Origin of the sequence: Shinella sp. G-2, assembly GCF_050172695.1 — a bacterium.
Lineage (GTDB): Bacteria > Pseudomonadota > Alphaproteobacteria > Rhizobiales > Rhizobiaceae > Shinella.
This window is the reverse complement of sequence record NZ_JBBEYH010000001.1, coordinates 535,181-551,389: the sequence shown is the minus strand read 5'-3', so window position 1 is coordinate 551,389 and position 16,209 is coordinate 535,181. Positions and strand designations below refer to the sequence as shown.

At 64.3% G+C, this 16,209-nt stretch carries 18 protein-coding genes and 1 pseudogene; 5 read left to right on the top strand and 14 right to left on the bottom strand.

The window, feature by feature from the left end; translation table 11 throughout:
• Positions 1-33: 33 nt before the first annotated feature.
• The 3 genes and pseudogenes from V8U06_RS02790 to V8U06_RS02780 all read left to right on the top strand — a co-directional run.
• Positions 34-429 (top strand): annotated as a pseudogene (locus V8U06_RS02790) (SRPBCC family protein); the annotation flags it as partial.
• 30 nt (positions 430-459) lie between these two features.
• Entirely contained in the window at positions 460-816 is a 357-nt protein-coding gene (locus V8U06_RS02785) for a VOC family protein (protein WP_427139579.1), read from the top strand.
• A gap of 116 nt (positions 817-932) precedes the next feature.
• On the top strand, positions 933-1,670 hold the full coding sequence (locus tag V8U06_RS02780; RefSeq protein WP_427139400.1) for a GGDEF domain-containing protein: 738 nt from the start codon (positions 933-935) through the stop codon (positions 1,668-1,670).
• Positions 1,671-1,750: 80 nt separating this feature from the next.
• Here the strand turns inward: V8U06_RS02780 and ccoP are convergent, their stop codons facing one another.
• From ccoP to ccoN, 4 genes are read right to left on the bottom strand one after another with little or no spacing between them, the layout of a single operon-like run.
• Positions 1,751-2,614, bottom strand: coding sequence for a cytochrome-c oxidase, cbb3-type subunit III (gene ccoP, locus V8U06_RS02775; protein WP_427139399.1), 864 nt, complete (start codon positions 2,612-2,614; stop codon positions 1,751-1,753).
• A 2-nt stretch (positions 2,615-2,616) separates the two neighbouring features.
• A complete protein-coding gene (locus tag V8U06_RS02770) occupies positions 2,617-2,769 on the bottom strand; it encodes a cbb3-type cytochrome c oxidase subunit 3 (protein WP_226918732.1) in 153 nt (50 codons plus the stop codon).
• A gap of 10 nt (positions 2,770-2,779) precedes the next feature.
• Positions 2,780-3,511 carry a cytochrome-c oxidase, cbb3-type subunit II gene (ccoO, locus tag V8U06_RS02765; protein WP_226918731.1) on the bottom strand — a complete coding sequence of 244 codons (732 nt, stop codon included), beginning with the start codon at positions 3,509-3,511 and terminating at the stop codon, positions 2,780-2,782.
• An 11-nt stretch (positions 3,512-3,522) separates the two neighbouring features.
• Positions 3,523-5,145 carry a cytochrome-c oxidase, cbb3-type subunit I gene (gene ccoN / locus V8U06_RS02760; RefSeq protein ID WP_427139398.1) on the bottom strand — a complete coding sequence of 541 codons (1,623 nt, stop codon included), beginning with the start codon at positions 5,143-5,145 and terminating at the stop codon, positions 3,523-3,525.
• Positions 5,146-5,354: 209 nt separating this feature from the next.
• On the opposite strand from ccoN, the gene V8U06_RS02755 reads away from it, so the two are divergent.
• Entirely contained in the window at positions 5,355-5,837 is a 483-nt protein-coding gene (locus tag V8U06_RS02755) for a hemerythrin domain-containing protein (RefSeq protein WP_226918730.1), read from the top strand.
• 73 nt (positions 5,838-5,910) lie between these two features.
• Here the strand turns inward: V8U06_RS02755 and V8U06_RS02750 are convergent, their stop codons facing one another.
• The 8 genes from V8U06_RS02750 to hemN form a co-directional block, all read right to left on the bottom strand.
• Complete coding sequence (locus V8U06_RS02750; RefSeq protein ID WP_226918729.1) at positions 5,911-6,537, bottom strand: PAS domain-containing protein; 627 nt, start codon at positions 6,535-6,537, stop codon at positions 5,911-5,913.
• A gap of 322 nt (positions 6,538-6,859) precedes the next feature.
• Entirely contained in the window at positions 6,860-7,789 is a 930-nt protein-coding gene (locus tag V8U06_RS02745) for a lipid A biosynthesis lauroyl acyltransferase (RefSeq protein ID WP_226921855.1), read from the bottom strand.
• An 11-nt stretch (positions 7,790-7,800) separates the two neighbouring features.
• Complete coding sequence (locus tag V8U06_RS02740) at positions 7,801-8,829, bottom strand: zinc-binding dehydrogenase (RefSeq protein ID WP_427139397.1); 1,029 nt, start codon at positions 8,827-8,829, stop codon at positions 7,801-7,803.
• Positions 8,830-8,865: 36 nt separating this feature from the next.
• Complete coding sequence (locus V8U06_RS02735; protein WP_427139396.1) at positions 8,866-10,152, bottom strand: beta-ketoacyl-ACP synthase; 1,287 nt, start codon at positions 10,150-10,152, stop codon at positions 8,866-8,868.
• Between the two features lie 10 nt (positions 10,153-10,162).
• Positions 10,163-11,362, bottom strand: a complete 1,200-nt coding sequence (locus tag V8U06_RS02730; protein ID WP_427139395.1) for a beta-ketoacyl-ACP synthase — start codon at positions 11,360-11,362, stop codon at positions 10,163-10,165.
• The gene (locus V8U06_RS02725; protein ID WP_226918725.1) at positions 11,359-11,841 is read right to left on the bottom strand and encodes a 3-hydroxyacyl-ACP dehydratase FabZ family protein; all 483 of its coding nucleotides are present in this window, start codon (positions 11,839-11,841) and stop codon (positions 11,359-11,361) included. The genes V8U06_RS02730 and V8U06_RS02725 overlap by 4 nt, the downstream gene beginning before the upstream one ends.
• Positions 11,842-11,953: 112 nt before the next feature.
• Entirely contained in the window at positions 11,954-12,238 is a 285-nt protein-coding gene (locus tag V8U06_RS02720; RefSeq protein ID WP_150129872.1) for an acyl carrier protein, read from the bottom strand.
• Between the two features lie 123 nt (positions 12,239-12,361).
• A complete protein-coding gene (gene hemN / locus V8U06_RS02715) occupies positions 12,362-13,711 on the bottom strand; it encodes an oxygen-independent coproporphyrinogen III oxidase (RefSeq protein WP_427139394.1) in 1,350 nt (449 codons plus the stop codon).
• Between the two features lie 209 nt (positions 13,712-13,920).
• On the opposite strand from hemN, the gene V8U06_RS02710 reads away from it, so the two are divergent.
• On the top strand, positions 13,921-14,646 hold the full coding sequence (locus V8U06_RS02710) for a Crp/Fnr family transcriptional regulator (protein ID WP_226918723.1): 726 nt from the start codon (positions 13,921-13,923) through the stop codon (positions 14,644-14,646).
• 1 nt (position 14,647) lies between these two features.
• Here V8U06_RS02710 and V8U06_RS02705 read toward each other — a convergent pair whose 3' ends face one another.
• Together V8U06_RS02705 and cbiB are read right to left on the bottom strand one after the other, a co-directional pair.
• On the bottom strand, positions 14,648-15,076 hold the full coding sequence (locus V8U06_RS02705) for a L,D-transpeptidase (RefSeq protein ID WP_226918722.1): 429 nt from the start codon (positions 15,074-15,076) through the stop codon (positions 14,648-14,650).
• 152 nt (positions 15,077-15,228) lie between these two features.
• On the bottom strand, positions 15,229-16,209 hold the full coding sequence (gene cbiB, locus V8U06_RS02700) for an adenosylcobinamide-phosphate synthase CbiB (RefSeq protein WP_427139393.1): 981 nt from the start codon (positions 16,207-16,209) through the stop codon (positions 15,229-15,231).

The window sequence follows — 16,209 nt, the reverse complement described above, 5'->3', positions numbered from 1 at the left end:
CGATCGCCTATGGTCGTGTCAAAGGAGACGCCCATGACCACCCTCACCGCCCGCATCGTTCACAGGACCATCCAGCGCGACTGGCGCGCGGTCTATGCCTTCGCCGCCCGGCCGGAAAACATGCCGCTCTGGGCCTCGGGCCTTGCGGCAGGCCTTGTTCCTGATGGCGACGACTGGATTGCCGATGGCGGTCCGGTCGGAAACGTACGGGTGCGCTTTGCCCCGCCGAACGATTTCGGCGTGATGGACCACACGGTGACATTCCCGGACGGCCTCGTGGTGGAGAACGCGCTGCGCGTCGTGCCCAACGGTGACGGCACCGAAGTAATGTTCACGCTGCTGCGGCAACCGGATATGGACGATGCGGCCTTCGAATCGGACGCCGCCCACGTGGCGCGCGATCTCGAAACCCTGGCAAGACTGATGGAAGACACCGATGCAAGGCAAGGAGACGACGGCATGAGCAGCAGAGGCGCGGATCGCAAGATCGACTATATCGAATTCAACGTGGCGGATATCGCCAGCGCCAAGGCCTTCTACGGCGACGCCTTCGGCTGGACCTTCACCGATTACGGTCCGGAGTATTGCGAGTTCCAGGACGGCCGCCTTACCGGCGGGTTCACGACGCTGGCGCCGGTGAGCGCGAAAGGCGGACCGCTCGTCATCCTCTTCGCCGACGATCTCGAAGACGCGCTGGCCCGCGTGGAAAAGGCGGGCGGCACGGTCGTCAAGCCGATCTTCGCCTTCCCCGGCGGCCGTCGTTTCCAGTTCGCCGATCCCGATGGATACGAGCTTGCGGTCTGGTCCGACCGGTAAATGCCTGCCGTAACGTCAATTTGAGAGTTGGCGCGGGTTTTACCGAGAGAATTCAGGCTTTTTCAATCAGACGCTTCTAGTCAGGGCCCGCGGTTCAACAGGCGCGGGCTCGTTCGATGGTCAGGATTTTCGGCAAGACATTGGCGGTGGCGGCGCTCTCGGTTGTGGCCTCGCTGCTGATCAGCTTCGCTTTCGTGCCCATGCTTGGCGGCAAGGTGGCGGGCGCCGGGCTCGTCATGACGATCGCCTGCCCCATCGCCGTTTCCATTCCCGCCTCGCTGCTGCATTTCTGGCAGGCGGAGCGGTTGCGCCTTGCCAATAGCGCGCTCGCCCGGACCCGGGACGACCTTGCCGAAGCCTATACACGGCTGCAGCATCAGGCCCGGCGCGACGCGCTGACCGGCCTGCTCAATCGCGCGGCCTTCCTTGCCGACCTCGACGCACGCAGCCGCGCCGGCGTGCATGGCGGCCTGCTCTTCCTCGATGTCGATCACTTCAAGTCGGTCAACGACCGCTTCGGCCATGCGACGGGCGATGCGGCGCTGAACGTGATCGGCACCGTCCTTGCCAGCCTGTCACGGGAAAACGATCTTGCCGGCCGGCTCGGCGGCGAGGAATTCGCCGTCTTCCTGCATGAAGCTTCGCCCGAACGCATGCTCGCCCATTCCCAGACGATCCGCGAGGCGGTGGAAGCCATCGACCTCGACACGCCCGCCGGGACCCGTATCGCCCTTGGCGTCAGCATCGGCGCCTTCCACTGCGCGCCACGCTTCGATCCGGCCGAAGCGCTCGCGGCCTCCGACCGCAACCTCTATCGCGCCAAATCCGCGGGACGCAATACGGTCGTCGCCTGAAACGGAGACCTTCTCCTCCAAACGAAACGAAAAGGCCGCGGAAACCCGCGGCCTTCTGCTTTGTCATCCGGCAGGTGCGTTTATTCGCCGCCGCCCAGCGAATGCACGAAGACGGCAAGCTGTTTGACGGCGGGATCGCCGAGGCGGGGCAGCCAGGCCGGCATGACGCCGTGCTTGGGCGAGCGGACCTGCGCGGCGATGGCAGCCTCGCCCTCGCCCTTCAGCCAGATGGCGTCGGCAAGGTTCGGAGCGCCCATCTCGCGATTGCCCTTGGCGTCCTCGCCATGGCAGGCCGCGCAGTTGTCGGCGAAGATCTGCTTGCCGGGCTCGACCAGGGCGACATCCAACGGCGTGCCCGTCAGGCTGACGACATAGGCCGCGACCTGCTTGATTTCCTCCGGCTGGAGGATATCGCCATAGGCCGGCATTTCCGACGTGCGGGTCTCCTCGTCGCCCGGATGGCGGATGCCGTGGGCGATGGTCTGGTAGATGTCGTCCACCGTGCCGCCCCAGACCCAGTCGTCGTCGTTGAGGTTGGGGAAGCCGGCCGCACCGGCCGCGCCCGAACCATGGCACTGCGCACAGTTGACCTTGAAGGCCGATGCGCCGCCGGCGATCGCGAACTGCGAGAGTTGCGGATCGGCCATGATGTCCTGCAGCGACGACGAGGCGATCCTGTCGAGGAAGCCCGATTGGGCCTGCTTGGCGCTCGCCAGTTCGGCGGCGACATTGGCGCGGCTCGACCAGCCGAGCACGCCCTTCGTCGCATCCGTGATCATCGGCCAGGCCGGGAAGGCAATGGCGTAGCCGATGGCCCAGAGGATGGTGGCGTAGAACGACCAGACCCACCAGCGCGGCATCGGGTTGTTCAGTTCGCGGATGCCGTCCCATTCGTGGCCGGTGGTTTCGACGCCCGAGATTTCATCGATGTGTTTCTCGGCCATGATCAGTCCTCCTTGAGAGGGATTTCAGCCGCCCGTTCGGCGGCCTTGCGGGCGCCGGGGCGAAGGGTGAAGAGAACGACAGCCGCAAAGAACAGCGTCATGGCGAGCAGGCCCCAGCTGTCGGCGAAGTGGCGCATGGCGGTATAGGTTTCCATGGCGGCCTCCTCAGCGGTAACCGGCGGCGTCGTCATAGGTGGAGAAATCCACCAGCGTGCCGAGCATCTGCAGATAGGCGACCAGCGCATCCATTTCGGTGAGCTTGGCGGGGTCGCCGTCGAAGTCGCCGAGCTTGGCCTTCGGGTAGCGGCCCTCGACGCCGGACGTGTCGGCATTCGGATCGGCCTGCGCCTTCATGTCGGCCGCGGCATTGGCGATCATCTCGTCCGTATAGGGAACGCCGACCTTGCGGTTGGCTTCCAGATGCATCGTGATGTTCTTCACATCGACTGGCGTCTCCTTGAGGAAGGCGTAGCTCGGCATCACCGATTCCGGCACGACCGAGCGCGGCTCGATCAGGTGCTGGACGTGCCACTCGTTGGAGTAGCGGTCACCGACGCGGGCAAGGTCCGGCCCCGTGCGCTTCGAACCCCATTGGAACGGATGGTCGTACATCGATTCCGCCGCCAGCGAATAATGCCCGTAGCGTTCCACCTCGTCGCGGAACGGCCGGATCATCTGGCTGTGACAGACGTAGCAGCCCTCGCGGACATAGATGTCGCGACCGGCAAGCTCCAGCGGCGAATAAGGCCGCATGCCCTCCACCTTCTCGATGGTGTTTTCCAGGTAGAACAGCGGGGCGATCTCGACGATGCCGCCGATGGAGACGACAAGCAGCGAGCCGACGAGGAGAAGCGTCGCGTTGCGTTCGAGGATGGCGTGTTTATCAAGAATGGACATCGTGTCCCCTCCTATTCGGCCGGCTGGAGCGCGGGCGCGGCGCCCGGGATCGGGGCCTCGTCACGCTGGTAGCCGAGGATTGTCATGGTCACGTTGTAGGCCATGATGAGTGCCCCCAGGAGGAACAGCCCGCCGCCGACGGCGCGCAGCACGTAGTAGGGGAACATGGCCGCGACCGTTTCGGCGAACGAGTAGACCAGGAAGCCCTGCTCGTCGTATTCGCGCCACATCAGGCCCTGCTGGATGCCGGCGACCCACATGACGGCCGCGTAGACGACGATGCCGAGCGTGGCGAGCCAGAAGTGCCAGTTGACCATGCGGATCGAGTAGAGCCGTTCGCGCTTCCACAGCTTCGGGACGAGGAAGTAGACCGCGCCGAAGGTGATGAGGCCGTTCCAGCCGAGCGCGCCCGAATGCACGTGGCCGATGGTCCAGTCCGTATAGTGGCTGAGCGAGTTGACCGACTTGATCGACATCATCGGGCCCTCGAAGGTCGCCATGCCGTAGAAGGCGACGGCCATGACCATCATGCGCACGATCGGGTCGGTGCGGATCTTGTCCCAGGCGCCCGAGAGCGTCATCAGGCCGTTGATCATGCCGCCCCAGGAGGGCATCCACAGCATGACCGAGAAGACCATGCCGAGCGTCTGCGCCCAGTCGGGCAGCGCCGTATAGTGCAGGTGGTGCGGGCCGGCCCAGATATACATGAAGATCAGGGCCCAGAAGTGGATGATCGACAGGCGGTAGGAATAGACCGGACGGTTCACCTGCTTCGGGATGAAGTAGTACATCATCCCGAGGAAGCCGGCCGTCAGGAAGAAGCCCACGGCATTGTGGCCGTACCACCATTGCGTCAGCGCATCCTGCACGCCCGAGAAGGCCGAGTAGCTCTTCACGCCGAGGAACGAGGCGGGCACCGCCAGGTTGTTGACGATATGCAGCATGGCGATGGTGACGATGAAGGCGAGATAGAACCAGTTCGCCACATAGATGTGCGGCTCCTTGCGCGTCATGATCGTGCCGAGGAAGGCGATCAGATAGGCGACCCAGACGACGGTCAGCCACAGGTCGACATACCATTCCGGCTCGGCATATTCCCTGCCCTGCGTGATGCCGAGCAGATAGCCGGTGGCGGCCATGACGATGAAGAGCTGGTAGCCCCAGAACACGAACCAGCCGAGATTGCCGCCGAAGAGACGGGCGCGCGAGGTGCGCTGCACGACATAGAAGGACGTGGCGATCAGCGCGTTACCGCCGAAGGCGAAGATCACGGCGGAGGTGTGCAGCGGGCGCGTGCGACCGAAGTTCAGCCAGGGCTCGATGTTGAGATCGGGGAAAGCGAGCTGGGCTGCGACGAAGACGCCGACCAGGAAGCCGACGACGCCCCAGAACACGGTGGCGATGACGCCGTATTTGACGACCTCGTCGAAATAGCCGCCGTCATCCACCGCGGACGGAGCGGGTCCGGCCGGCGCGAAGGAGACGCGCCGCACCATGACAAGCGTGCCGGCCAGCAGCACGAAGAAGAGGACCCACATATGGGCCTCGAAGAGCCGGTCCTGGGCAAAGGCCGCGCCGAGAAGGGCGATGAACGCCCCCACGGCCAGGACGATCGTTTCCGTTACATATTTCATCGTTGGCATCCCCCAACTCGTCAATTTCCCGCAGTGACCGGTTCCCGCGCGGAATCGGCCCTTGCGCTCGACTGAGCCTTCGCAGATGCGCCCGCCAGCATCCTTGACATGGATCAAGGCGACGCACGGAAGCTGGCGGCATCAAGAGACAGGTTGACGCAGCCGCGTGTCGCAGCGCCCGCGGCTCTTCCCAAACGAGGAAGCAGAACATGACGGATTACACAGGCATCGCCCGGTTGCTCTCGGATCGCCCGACGGACGCCGTTTCGCTCGAATGGCTGAAAAGGGCCCATGACGCCCAGCTGACGCTCTGCGCGGCGCTGGAGGAAATCGCCGACAGCCTGCCGGCGAACATCAACCGGCAGAAATGCATCTATGCCGCCAAGTCGCTGATCCCGCTGATCAACGGCATTCACCGGTACGAGGAGGAAGCCCTCTTCCCGATGCTGGAGATCAAGGGCTCCGGCGACGAGGAACTGGCTGAGGCCATCGCCCGGCTGAAGTTCGAGCATGTCGAGGACGAATGCTTCGCGGAGGAGCTGACCGACACGCTCACGCGGCTTGGCATCGGCGACGGGACCGTAAACGCGGAAGCCGCGGGCTACATGCTCCGCGGCTTCTTCGAGTCGATCCGTCGCCATATCGCCTTCGAGCAGCAGTTCATGCTGCGCGAGACGCGCCTGGCGTCCTAGGGCACGTCAGGCGAGTTCAGGGTCTGCGGAACGGTTCCCTGTCTTCCCGCTTCGGCTGGAAAGCGCCAGGCGTCTATGCCGCCATCGGGTCGCGCAGCTCGGTCAGTTCCTGCAGCACGAGGATGGCGCCGAGCACGCTGCCGGTGGCCGACTGGCAGGGTGTCATGCGGCAGCGCGTGATGGCGTTGCCGCGGCGCGAGGAAATATAGTCGTATTCGACCACCTCCCCCGCAAAGCAGCGGTCGAGATGCCGCTTCACGCGGCTCTCGAAACGCGGCATGCCGATGAACTCGACCACATGACGCCCCACGAGATCGATCGGCTTCTCACTGAAACGCTCGGCATTCAGCGGGTTGGAATAGAGGTAGCGGTAATCCGTCGTGATCACGGCCACGCGGTCCGGCAGGCTGTCGAGGATCGCCTCGTTGAGCAGCCCGTCTTCCACCACACGCGGCGCGGTCAAGGGCCGCAGATCGTTCGGCGGGCTCAGGCCGAACGAACGCGCAGCCTCCTCGGTGCCGAAATAGCGGTCCAGCAAGTGTTTGAAATGATGCGCCTGCCGGAGCACGCAGGCCTTGTCTTCCGATTCTTCCCGAAGGAGATCCACCACGAGTTGGAACTGGGTGCGGAGTTCGGAGACATCCTTGGCCTCCTTCTGCAACACGGCCGCAAGGGCCGGTTCGATTTCCCTGTCCAGCATGGAAATGAGCTTCTCATTTCCAGTCTTTATTGCATGCTGGAGTTGCGAATACTTAAACCAGAACAACTCTACAAGAGCTTTCAATTCTTGCTCCCTGAATTGCTGAAAACTACAGCAATCGTATCACCACACTATTTAATATGTTCAGAAATAAAGATAGCGTTTGATCATTCCCTCCCAAATTCCGCGTCCCAAAGCGCTTACATTAGCAAAAGGTAACAGCGAACGAGAGGATGTCAAACCCCCCATACGACAAAAGTCGCATAATTGGGGAAGATTGAACGTATTCATATTTGAAAGCTGAAAGAAGAAATGTAAGCGCTCAAGTAATTAGGCTGCGCTTGATATTCCAGCGGTCGTGATACCACAGCCATTGGCCGGGATATTCCCGCACCCATTGCTCCACCTTGTCGTTGAGCAACTGCGCCGTCGCCTCGACATCCACGGCGCCATTCGCCTTGCGGGGGATCTCCATCGCCGGTTCCAGCTCCAGCCGGTAGCGATTGCCCGGCAGGCGGATGCAGCGGGCCGGATAGACCTCGCAATTGAACTGGCGCACCAGCTTGGCAAGCAGCGGATTGGTCTGCACGTCGCGGCCGAAGAACTTCGTGTGCAGGCCCTTGGAGAACTTCTGGTCGACCAGCACGCCGACCGGCCCGCCCGCCTCCAGCTTGCGGGCAAGCGTGAAGGAGGAACCGGCATGGGACGGGACGAGCTGGCCCATGCGCGCCCGACGGAATTCGAACACCTTGTCGGCGACATAGGGATTGTTCGGCGGGCGGAACAGCACCGTCACATCGAGACCGAAGGCCGCGCCGGCAACGGGCAGCAGTTCGAAATTGCCGGTATGGGCGGTGAAGACGATGAAGGGCCGCGGGTTGTCGCGCAGGTCCACGAAGAGCGGAATGCCGGAGACCTCGATGCGGCCCGGCGCCGTCTTTTCCGGATCGAAATCGAAAAGACGGTCGAGGAAGACATATTCGGCGGCGAGCCGGCCCATATTGCCCCAGGCGTCGAGCGCGATGGCTTCGATCTCGGCCTCGGACTTTTCCGGGAATGCGTTGCGCAGATTGGTGAGCGTCAGCTTGTGACGGCCCGTCTTGGGGCCGACCCAGCGCGCCATGCGATCGGCGAAGTTGATCGCACCGTCCGCCGGCAGCAGCTTGAGGAAGTTGAGCAGGCCGAAGGCGAACTGCGCCACCAGCCATTGCTTCGTGTTCCTCAGCGCCAGGACGAGGCGTGTGACGATCATCTTCACGGGGATCAATCCAGCTTCAGGACGATCTTGCCGAAGATCTGGCGCGATTCCATGCGCTCGAGCGCCGTGGCAATGCCGTCGAAGGTGACTTCCGTGTCGATGACCGGATGCACGATGCCGCGCGCCATCTTCTGCATGGCATTGGCCATGTTCTCGATGCGGCAGCCGAAGGAGCCGAGCAGCTTCAGCTGTTGCTGGAACAGCATCATCAGGTTCATGTCGGTGGAAACGCCGGAGGTGGAGCCGCAGGTGACGAGGCGGCCGCCGCGCTTGAGGCAGAGCATGGAGCCCGCCCAGGTGTCCTTGCCGACATGTTCGAAGACGACGTCGACGCCCTTCTTCTTGGTCAGCTTGCGCACCACGCCCTCGAAACGGTCTTCGCGGTAGTTGATGACATGGTCGGCGCCGAGCGCCTTGGCCTTCTCGATCTTGTCGTTCGAGCCGACCGTGGTGATGACCGTGCAGCCGATCTTCTTGGCAAGCTGGATCGCCGCCGTGCCGATGCCCGAGCCGCCGGCATGGACGAGGATCGTCTCGCCGGATTCGAGCTTGGCATTGTCGAACAGCATGTGCTCGACCGTGCCGAAGGTGACGGGCGCCAGGGCCGCGCCGACGGCATCGACGCCGGGCGGTGCCGGAACCAGCAGGCGCGCCGGAAGGTTGACCTTCTCCTGCGCGAAGCCGTCGAGATGGAAGCCGTGCACGCCGCCGACATGTTCGCAGAGATTGTCGCGGCCTTCGCGGCAGGGCTTGCAGAGGCCGCAGGTGCGCGCGCCGTAGATGGAGACGAGCTGGCCGGGCAGCACGTTGGAAACGCCCGGGCCGAGCGTTTCGACGACGCCGGCGGCCTCCGCGCCGATGACCAGCGGCATCTTGCGCTTGGCAAACGCCATGCCGCGCCAGCCCCAGACGTCGATATGGTTGAGGGCGACGGCCTTGACGCGCAGCGTCACCTCGCCCGGGCCGGGGGCTTCCGGTTCCGGAATGTCGGTGATTTCCAGCTTGCGATCGTCGAGGAGCTGCAGGGCGCGCATGGTGTTCTTCCGTATAAACGAGGTCAGGCCCGCCGCTTAGGCGGGTTCGGCCGTCATGACAAGGCTGGCGTTCTGGCCGCCGAAGCCGAAGGAGTTCGACAGGACGGCGGTGACCTGCTTGTCGCGCTTCACATTCGGCACGACGTCCAGCTGGATCGTCGGGTCGGGGGTCTGGTGGTTGATGGTCGGCGGCAGGGTGCCGGTCAGCATGGTCTGGATCGAGAACACCGCCTCGACAGCACCGGCCGCCGTCAGCGTATGGCCGATCATCGACTTGTTGGAGGAGACCGGAATGCCCGCCAGCTTGTCGCCGAAGACGGTCGACATGGAGAGATATTCCATCTTGTCGTTTTCCGGCGTCGAGGTGCCGTGGGCGTTGATGTAGCCGATGCCGCTCTCGTCGATGCCGGCATCTTCCAGCGCCGCGCGGATCGTCGCGATGGCGGGGCCGCCGTCCGGCGAGGAGCGCGTGCGGTGGAAATGATCGGCCTTCTCGCCGCAGCCCTTGAGGATGCCGAGCACTCTGGCGCCGCGGGCAATGGCCGATTCCAGCGATTCCAGCACGAGCGTCGCCGCGCCTTCGGCGATGACGAAGCCGTCGCGATCCTTGCTGAACGGCTTGGACGCCTTGGTCGGCGGGTCGTTCTGGGTCGAGAGCGCCGAGAGCAGCGCGAAGCGGATCAGCGCCTCGGCCGTCACCGAGCCGTCCGTACCCACGGTGAGCGCGCGGTCGGTGCGCCCCTGGCGGATCGCCTCGACGCCGAGCTGGATGGCCGTCGCGCCGGACGCGCAGGCGGTCGACAGCGTCACCGGCAGGCCGCGCGTGCCGTAACGGTCGGACAGGCGCTCGGAGATGGAGCCGAAGGCCCAGGCCTCGTGCAGCGCCGGTTCCGGCTTGCCGCGCAGGACGGAGAGGAAACGGTCATAGGCATCGCCCGGGCGCTGCGAGGCCGGCGCGCGGTCGGCGAGCGCGAAGCGGTCGCGCCAGTCCGGCTCGATCGGCGGCGCGGCCAGGAAGAGCGGTCCACCGAAATCGCTGGAAAGGCCGGCCTGCGCCAGCGCCTCGTCCGTCGTCTCGCGGGCATAGGCATAGGAACGCTCGACCGGGTTTTCGACCGGCACCTCGATGAAATCGACCGTGCCGGAAATGCGGGTGTTGAGCCCGTCGACCGGGAAGCGGGTGATGCCGTGGATGCCCGAGACGCCGCCGGTGAGCGCGGCCCAGTTGTCCTTGAGCCCCTGCCCCAACGAGGTAACGACGCCCATGCCGGTGACGGCGACGATGGGGCGACCGAGATGATCCCTGTAAGCGGCTTTCGTCATGGCCGGAACCTCACTTCTCTGCGACTAGGATAGCGACGCCTTCGCCGCGCGAATGACCGACCGTCGTGACGACGGCTGTGGCGGCGGGTGCGCCCATGGCACCTTCGGCAGCCGCATCGAACGGAGCCACCGTGACGCCGGAACCCAGCGTCAGCGCGGCAAGCGCAAGACCGAGCGGGAACTGCGCTTCGAGCGCCTGGCCGATGGCGGCGCTGTAGCCGCGCACCGCGCTGCCGGCGAAACGCTTGTCAAGCCAGGTCTTCTCGCGCGCCGTTGCCTCATGTGCACCGGAGGCGCCAGAGAAGACGACCGTCTTGTCGCCGGCCTCCGCGCCTTCGGAAAGGCGCTCCAGCCGGGCTTCCAGCTTGCCCTCGCCGCGCGGGCCGCGGTCGCCGCCGATGGCGTCGATGGTCGCGTAGATGCGGGCGCCGCGGGCCTCGGCATGGGCACGGGATTCCAGGATCAGGAAAGCGGCGGCCGTGCCGGTGATGATGCCGCCGCCGGCGTTTTCGTCGCGCGACCAGAGCGGCGTCCAGCCGCCCGTCGCATGCGCGCCGAGGGCTTCGTAAAGCAGGATGACGTCCTGACGCTCGGCGACGAGCGCGCTGCCGACGAGCGTGTGCGTCGACTGGCCGGAGCGGATGCGATGGAAGGCCGTCTCGACCGCGCTGATACCGGCGGCTTCCTCGCCCATGAAGGTGCGGGAAGAACCGGTGACCTTGTGCACGATGGAAATGTTGCCGGCGAGCAGGTTGGAAAGCTGGGCGAGGAAGAGCGTCGGACGCAGTTCCGTCGTCAGCTTTTCGTTCAGAAGCTGTTCGCGGTCGTTGCGCTTCAGGCCCTCGTCGACGATCAGCGAATCGACGGCGATATCGCGCTCGCCGCCGCCGGCCGCCACGATCATGTCCATCGTGCCGCAGGCATCCGCATCGTCCTTGAAACCGGCGTCATCGAGCGCAAGACCGGCGGCGAAGACGCCGAGGCGCTGCCAGTTTTCCATCTGGCGCTGGTCGCCGCGCTTGGCGATCTGCTGGTTCCAGTCGATCTCCGGCATCGGATGGACCGGATAGGGCGCGAAGCGCTCCGTCTCGATCTTCAGTTCCGGGGCCTTTGCCGCACCGAGGATTTCCACATGCGCCGCCGCGCCGACACCGTGACAGGTGACGATGCCGACGCCGGTGATGACCACATCGTTGTTCGCCATGCTCACTTCCCTTCAGCAGACGCTGCCAGCGCCTCGAACAAACCCACCTCGCCGGCGCGCTTGCGCACGATATCGGCGAGCGGCACTTCGGCAAACGGCATGGTGCGCAGCTTCAGCTGCGCGTCGCACACCTTCTTGCCGGCCGACGAAATCTTCGCCTTCGTCACGGCATAGCCCGATCCGTCATGCTCCAGCACGGCCTCGATGTCGAGCACCGCGTCAGGTTCGACGAAGGTGCGCATCTTCGCGCCGTCGACGCTCATCAGGAAGGGCATGGCGGCGAAATCGGAGGCGGCCAGCACCAGGAAACCCGAGGCCTGCGCCATCGTTTCGATGAGCAGCACGCCCGGGACGAGCGGCATGCCGGGGAAATGGCCCTCGAAGACCGGGCTCTTCGACGGCACGACGGAGCGGGCCTTGAGCGTGCGGCGCGCGCCATCGACGGTTTCCACCCGGTCGATCATCTGGAAATATTCTAGCAGCATCGGATAGTGCCTCCGCCGAAAATCGAAAAGGCCTGCCGAGACGGCAGGCCGATAGCCCCTTGCACCGGGATCGTCCGGAACAGCGCCGTCAGGGACGGCCGGGCGCGGTGTATCAGGCCTTGGCAGCCCGCAGTTCGTCAATCTTGGCGCAGAGGTTCTTCAGGACGAAGTACTCTTCCGTCGCAACCTTGCCTTCGTTGACGTCCTGCGTCCACTTTTCCAGCGGAATCTTGATGCCGAATTCCTTGTCGATCGCGAAAACGATGTCGAGGAAGTCCAGGCTGTCGATGCCGAGATCGTCGATCGTGTGGCTGTCCGGCGTAATCGTCTCGCGATCGATCTCGCTCGTCTCAGCAATGATGTCGGCAACCTTGTCGAATGTAGCAGTCACGCCCATACCTCATGAATCTATAGTTGGGCGATCCTATATGGAAATCCGATGCGATTGCCAATGGGGTTGATGAGGGCCCTGCATGATGCGCGAAGCTGTGTTGCGCGCGCAACAGGGCTCGAGCCCGCCTCACACCGCGATGGAATGCCGCCCGCGCCCGCTCGCAAGGTGCGCGTCGAAGACCGCCGCGACGGTGCGTGCGAACGGCCGGCCGGTCGCCGTCAGGAAAAAGCGGCCGTCCTCGATGCGGCAAAGACCGTCCCGGTCGGCTGCGGCAAAGCCGATGGCCTCGCCCTTGATCAGCGGCGCGAAGGCCGGGTGCCGGGCGGAGAGATCGGCAAAGGAAAAGCCGAAATCGCACATGACCTTCTCGATGACGAAGGCGCGGGCGCGGTCCTCCCCGGTCAGCGCGTAACCGCGTACCACCGCAAGACCACCCTCCTCCGCCCGGCGCAGGTATTCGCCCGTCGCCGGCATGTTCTGGAAATAGCCCTCCGGCAGCTGGCCGATGGCCGACGCACCGAGGCCGATCAGGGCATCGGCCTGGTCGTCCGTATAGCCCTGGAAATTGCGGCGCAGCGTGCCGCTGCGGGCAGCGACCGCGAGCCGGTCGGCCGGAAGGGCGAAATGGTCGATGCCGACGGCCTTATAGCCGGCGGCGACCAGCATCTCCGCCGCCATCGCCATCTGGGCGAAACGCGCGACGATACCCGGCAGCGCCGCCTCGTCGATCATCGTCTGGTGCTTCTTCATCCACGGCACGTGCGCATAGCCGAAAAGCGCGATGCGGTCGGGCATGAGGGAAATGACGGCGTGCACGGTCTCCGCGAGGGTTTCCATCGTCTGGTACGGCAGGCCGTAGAGAATGTCGCAATTGACCGAGCGCACGCCCCGCGCCCGCGCCGCCTCCACCACGCCGCGCGTCTGCTCGAAGGTCTGGATGCGGTTGATCGCCGCCTGCACCTTCGGATCGAAGTCCTGGATGCCGAGACTGGCGCGGGTCATGCCGATGGCGGCCAGTGCGTCGTGACGGGCCTCGTCGAGATCGTTCGGATCCATCTCGACGGAGATTTCCGCGTCAGTGGCGAAGGTGAAGCCCGCTTCGAGACGGGCCTTCAGCGCGATCATGTCGTCCGGTCGCAGCAGGGTCGGCGAACCGCCGCCGAAATGCAGCGCCGTCACGGGGGCATCGCGCGACACGCGGCTGCCGATGGCGGCGATCTCGGCATGAAGCCCCTTCAGATAGGCCTCGACGGGCTCGTAGCGCAGCGTCTGCTTGGTGTGACAGGCACAGAACCAGCAGAGGCGGTCGCAATAGGGAATATGCGCGTAAAGCGACAGGCGATTCGCACGCCCGAGCTTTCCAAGACAATCCGCATAGGCCTCGGCACCGATACCTTCGTTGAAATGCGGGGCTGTCGGATAGCTGGTATAGCGCGGAACCGGCGATGAAAGGCGTTCGACGAGTGCGTCCTGCATGGGTGTCTCCTTGCTCGCAAGGCAAATAAACCCGAAACGATCGTCGCCATTTGATTTTGATCAAGTGAAAGCCCGAACGGGTGCGCTAGGATTTGACAATAGTCAGGAAGCGCTATTTTGCCGCGAGGCGGCACGCTTTATGTTCATGCCTACGTGCGGTAGCACGGCATTGTTGCGCCGTCAGCCGCCAGGCGAAAGGAAGAACCGATATGGAAGTTCGCCGCCAGGATATCCATAATTCCGACATTCCGCTGGTCTGCCGTGCCTGCGAGGCGCGCCATGGCGGCGTGTGCGGCGCGCTGACGGCCGAACAGCTCACGGAGTTGAACAAGCACTCCGTCCGCCATCGGCTGGACACGGGTGCCGAGGTGATCGGCCAGGGCGAGACCATCGTCAACTATTCCAACATCATGCGCGGCGTCGTGAAGCTGACGAAGGTGATGGCGGACGGCCGCCAGCAGATCGTCGGCCTGCAGTTCGCCCCCGACTTCCTCGGCCGCCCCTTCCTCGAAGAAAGCGCGATCACCGCGGAAGCCGCGACCGAAAGCGAAGTCTGCAACTTCCCGCGCAACGTGCTCGACCGTCTCGTCAAGAAGACGCCGGAACTGGAACACAAGCTGCACCGTCAGGCGCTGAAGGAACTGGACGAGGCACGCGACTGGATGCTGACGCTCGGCCGCAAGACCGCGCAGGAGAAGGTGGCGAGCTTCCTCTATCTCATCGCCACCCATATCGACCCCGAGAGCGTCGACATGTCGACATTCGACCTGCCGCTGTCACGCGCCGATATCGCCGATTTCCTTGGGCTGACGATCGAGACCGTCAGCCGGCAGTTCACCAAGCTGCGCAAGGAAAACGTCATCCGCATCGAGAACAACCGGCATGTCACCGTTCCCGACATGGACCGGCTGATGCGCTACGCCGGCAACGACTGAGTTACCGCGTGATGACGATGCGCGTGTTGGAGAGCCCATTGCGGTTCGCCAGCTGGTAGAAGGTCGCCGCATTGTTCGGCGACAGCCGCACGCAGCCATGGGACGCCGGACGGCCGAGACGCTTGGTCTCGTAGGTCGCATGCACCGCATATCCGCCCTTGAAGAAGATCGCGAAGGGCATCGGCGCGTTGTTGTACTTGCGCGAACGGTGGTTACGCGAGGCCCACTTCGCCGACCAGCTCCCCGTCGGCGTGCCGTAGCCCTTGCGGCCCGTCGACACCGACCAGCGATGTTTTACGATACCATTCTGAGTAACGGTCATGGTTTGCGAAGAAAGACTGACCTGCGCGACCAGATTCGCGGACAGTGCAGCCTCGGTCTGAAACAGGACAAGAAGGAATGCGACCGTGGTCGCAAATAAGGTACGCATGACTTCCCCTCTATTCGATTGCGCATGGCTTCAACGCCATGTCTCACAGCGAGACAGAATATAGACGTTTCAGCCTTCCGCAATATTGACGGGGGTGGCGAAAAGAAAACGAAGTTAAGGCGTAAAAATTTAGTGACCGGCTGCTCCGGCGCTCAAAGCAAAGCGGCCGGAAGTGCTGCCATCAATACCGCGGCGGCAAGAGCAGCGCAGGCATAGGAAAAGATACGAAGCGAAAGGTCGATGTCCGCGACAGTCGCAACGGTGCGGCCGCTGGCATTCATCATCGGCTCGTCGACCCGCGTGCCGCCATAGATGCGGGGACCGGCAAGGCCGATGCCGAGCGCGCCGGCCATCGCCGCTTCCGGCCAGCCGGAATTGGGCGAACGGTGCAGGCCCGCATCCCGCAGCGCCGTGCCGACCGCAAGGCGCGCAGCCGCCCTGCCCTTCGCCAACCATGCGCCGGCGGCGAGGAACAGGATGGACAGCCGGGCCGCCGGCCAGTTGGCGAGATCGTCCAGCCGGGCGGACGCCCAGCCGAAGTCGAGATATTTCGCATTCTTGTGGCCGATCATCGAATCGGCCGTGTTCAGCATCTTGTAGGCGAAGAGGCCCGGCAGGCCGAACACCGCATACCAGAGCGCCGGGGCGACGACGCCGTCGGAGAAATTCTCGGCAAGGCTCTCGATGCCGGCCCGGCAGATCGCCGGCTCGTCCAGCGTCGCCGGATCGCGCCCGACGATCATCGACACGGCCTGCCGCCCGCCCTCGATGCCGCCCTGCTTGAGACCGGTGGAGACAGCAAGAACGTGATCGTGGAGGCTCTTCTGCGCAAGGAAGATGGCGACGATAACCGTCTCGACCAGCGCGCCGACGATGCCGAGCGGTGCAAGGACCCGGTGCAGCAGGAAGCCGAGGAAGACGCTGGCGGCGAGCAGGCCGGCAATGCCGGCCGCGCCATTGAAGCGCTTGGTTTCGGCCGAAAGGCGCTTTTCGTTGAAGAGGCGGTCGATCACGCCGATCGCCTTGCCGAACAGCACGACGGGATGCGGCACGCGCCGCCACAGTGCATCCGGGTCACCGACGAGACGATCCAGCACGAGCGCAAGGAAGAGGATGAGCAGCGTCTCTGCCAT

Coding starts and splice junctions, on each gene's coding strand:
- V8U06_RS02785 (WP_427139579.1), top strand. CDS start 460: ATGAGCAGCAGAGGCGCGGATCGCAAGATCGACTATATCGAATTCAAC.
- V8U06_RS02780 (WP_427139400.1), top strand. CDS start 933: ATGGTCAGGATTTTCGGCAAGACATTGGCGGTGGCGGCGCTCTCGGTT.
- ccoP (WP_427139399.1), bottom strand. CDS start 2,614: ATGGCCGAGAAACACATCGATGAAATCTCGGGCGTCGAAACCACCGGC.
- V8U06_RS02770 (WP_226918732.1), bottom strand. CDS start 2,769: ATGGAAACCTATACCGCCATGCGCCACTTCGCCGACAGCTGGGGCCTG.
- ccoO (WP_226918731.1), bottom strand. CDS start 3,511: ATGTCCATTCTTGATAAACACGCCATCCTCGAACGCAACGCGACGCTT.
- ccoN (WP_427139398.1), bottom strand. CDS start 5,145: ATGAAATATGTAACGGAAACGATCGTCCTGGCCGTGGGGGCGTTCATC.
- V8U06_RS02755 (WP_226918730.1), top strand. CDS start 5,355: ATGACGGATTACACAGGCATCGCCCGGTTGCTCTCGGATCGCCCGACG.
- V8U06_RS02750 (WP_226918729.1), bottom strand. CDS start 6,537: ATGCTGGACAGGGAAATCGAACCGGCCCTTGCGGCCGTGTTGCAGAAG.
- V8U06_RS02745 (WP_226921855.1), bottom strand. CDS start 7,789: ATGATCGTCACACGCCTCGTCCTGGCGCTGAGGAACACGAAGCAATGG.
- V8U06_RS02740 (WP_427139397.1), bottom strand. CDS start 8,829: ATGCGCGCCCTGCAGCTCCTCGACGATCGCAAGCTGGAAATCACCGAC.
- V8U06_RS02735 (WP_427139396.1), bottom strand. CDS start 10,152: ATGACGAAAGCCGCTTACAGGGATCATCTCGGTCGCCCCATCGTCGCC.
- V8U06_RS02725 (WP_226918725.1), bottom strand. CDS start 11,841: ATGCTGCTAGAATATTTCCAGATGATCGACCGGGTGGAAACCGTCGAT.
- V8U06_RS02720 (WP_150129872.1), bottom strand. CDS start 12,238: ATGGGCGTGACTGCTACATTCGACAAGGTTGCCGACATCATTGCTGAG.
- hemN (WP_427139394.1), bottom strand. CDS start 13,711: ATGCAGGACGCACTCGTCGAACGCCTTTCATCGCCGGTTCCGCGCTAT.
- V8U06_RS02710 (WP_226918723.1), top strand. CDS start 13,921: ATGGAAGTTCGCCGCCAGGATATCCATAATTCCGACATTCCGCTGGTC.
- V8U06_RS02705 (WP_226918722.1), bottom strand. CDS start 15,076: ATGCGTACCTTATTTGCGACCACGGTCGCATTCCTTCTTGTCCTGTTT.
- cbiB (WP_427139393.1), bottom strand. CDS start 16,209: ATGGCAGAGACGCTGCTCATCCTCTTCCTTGCGCTCGTGCTGGATCGT.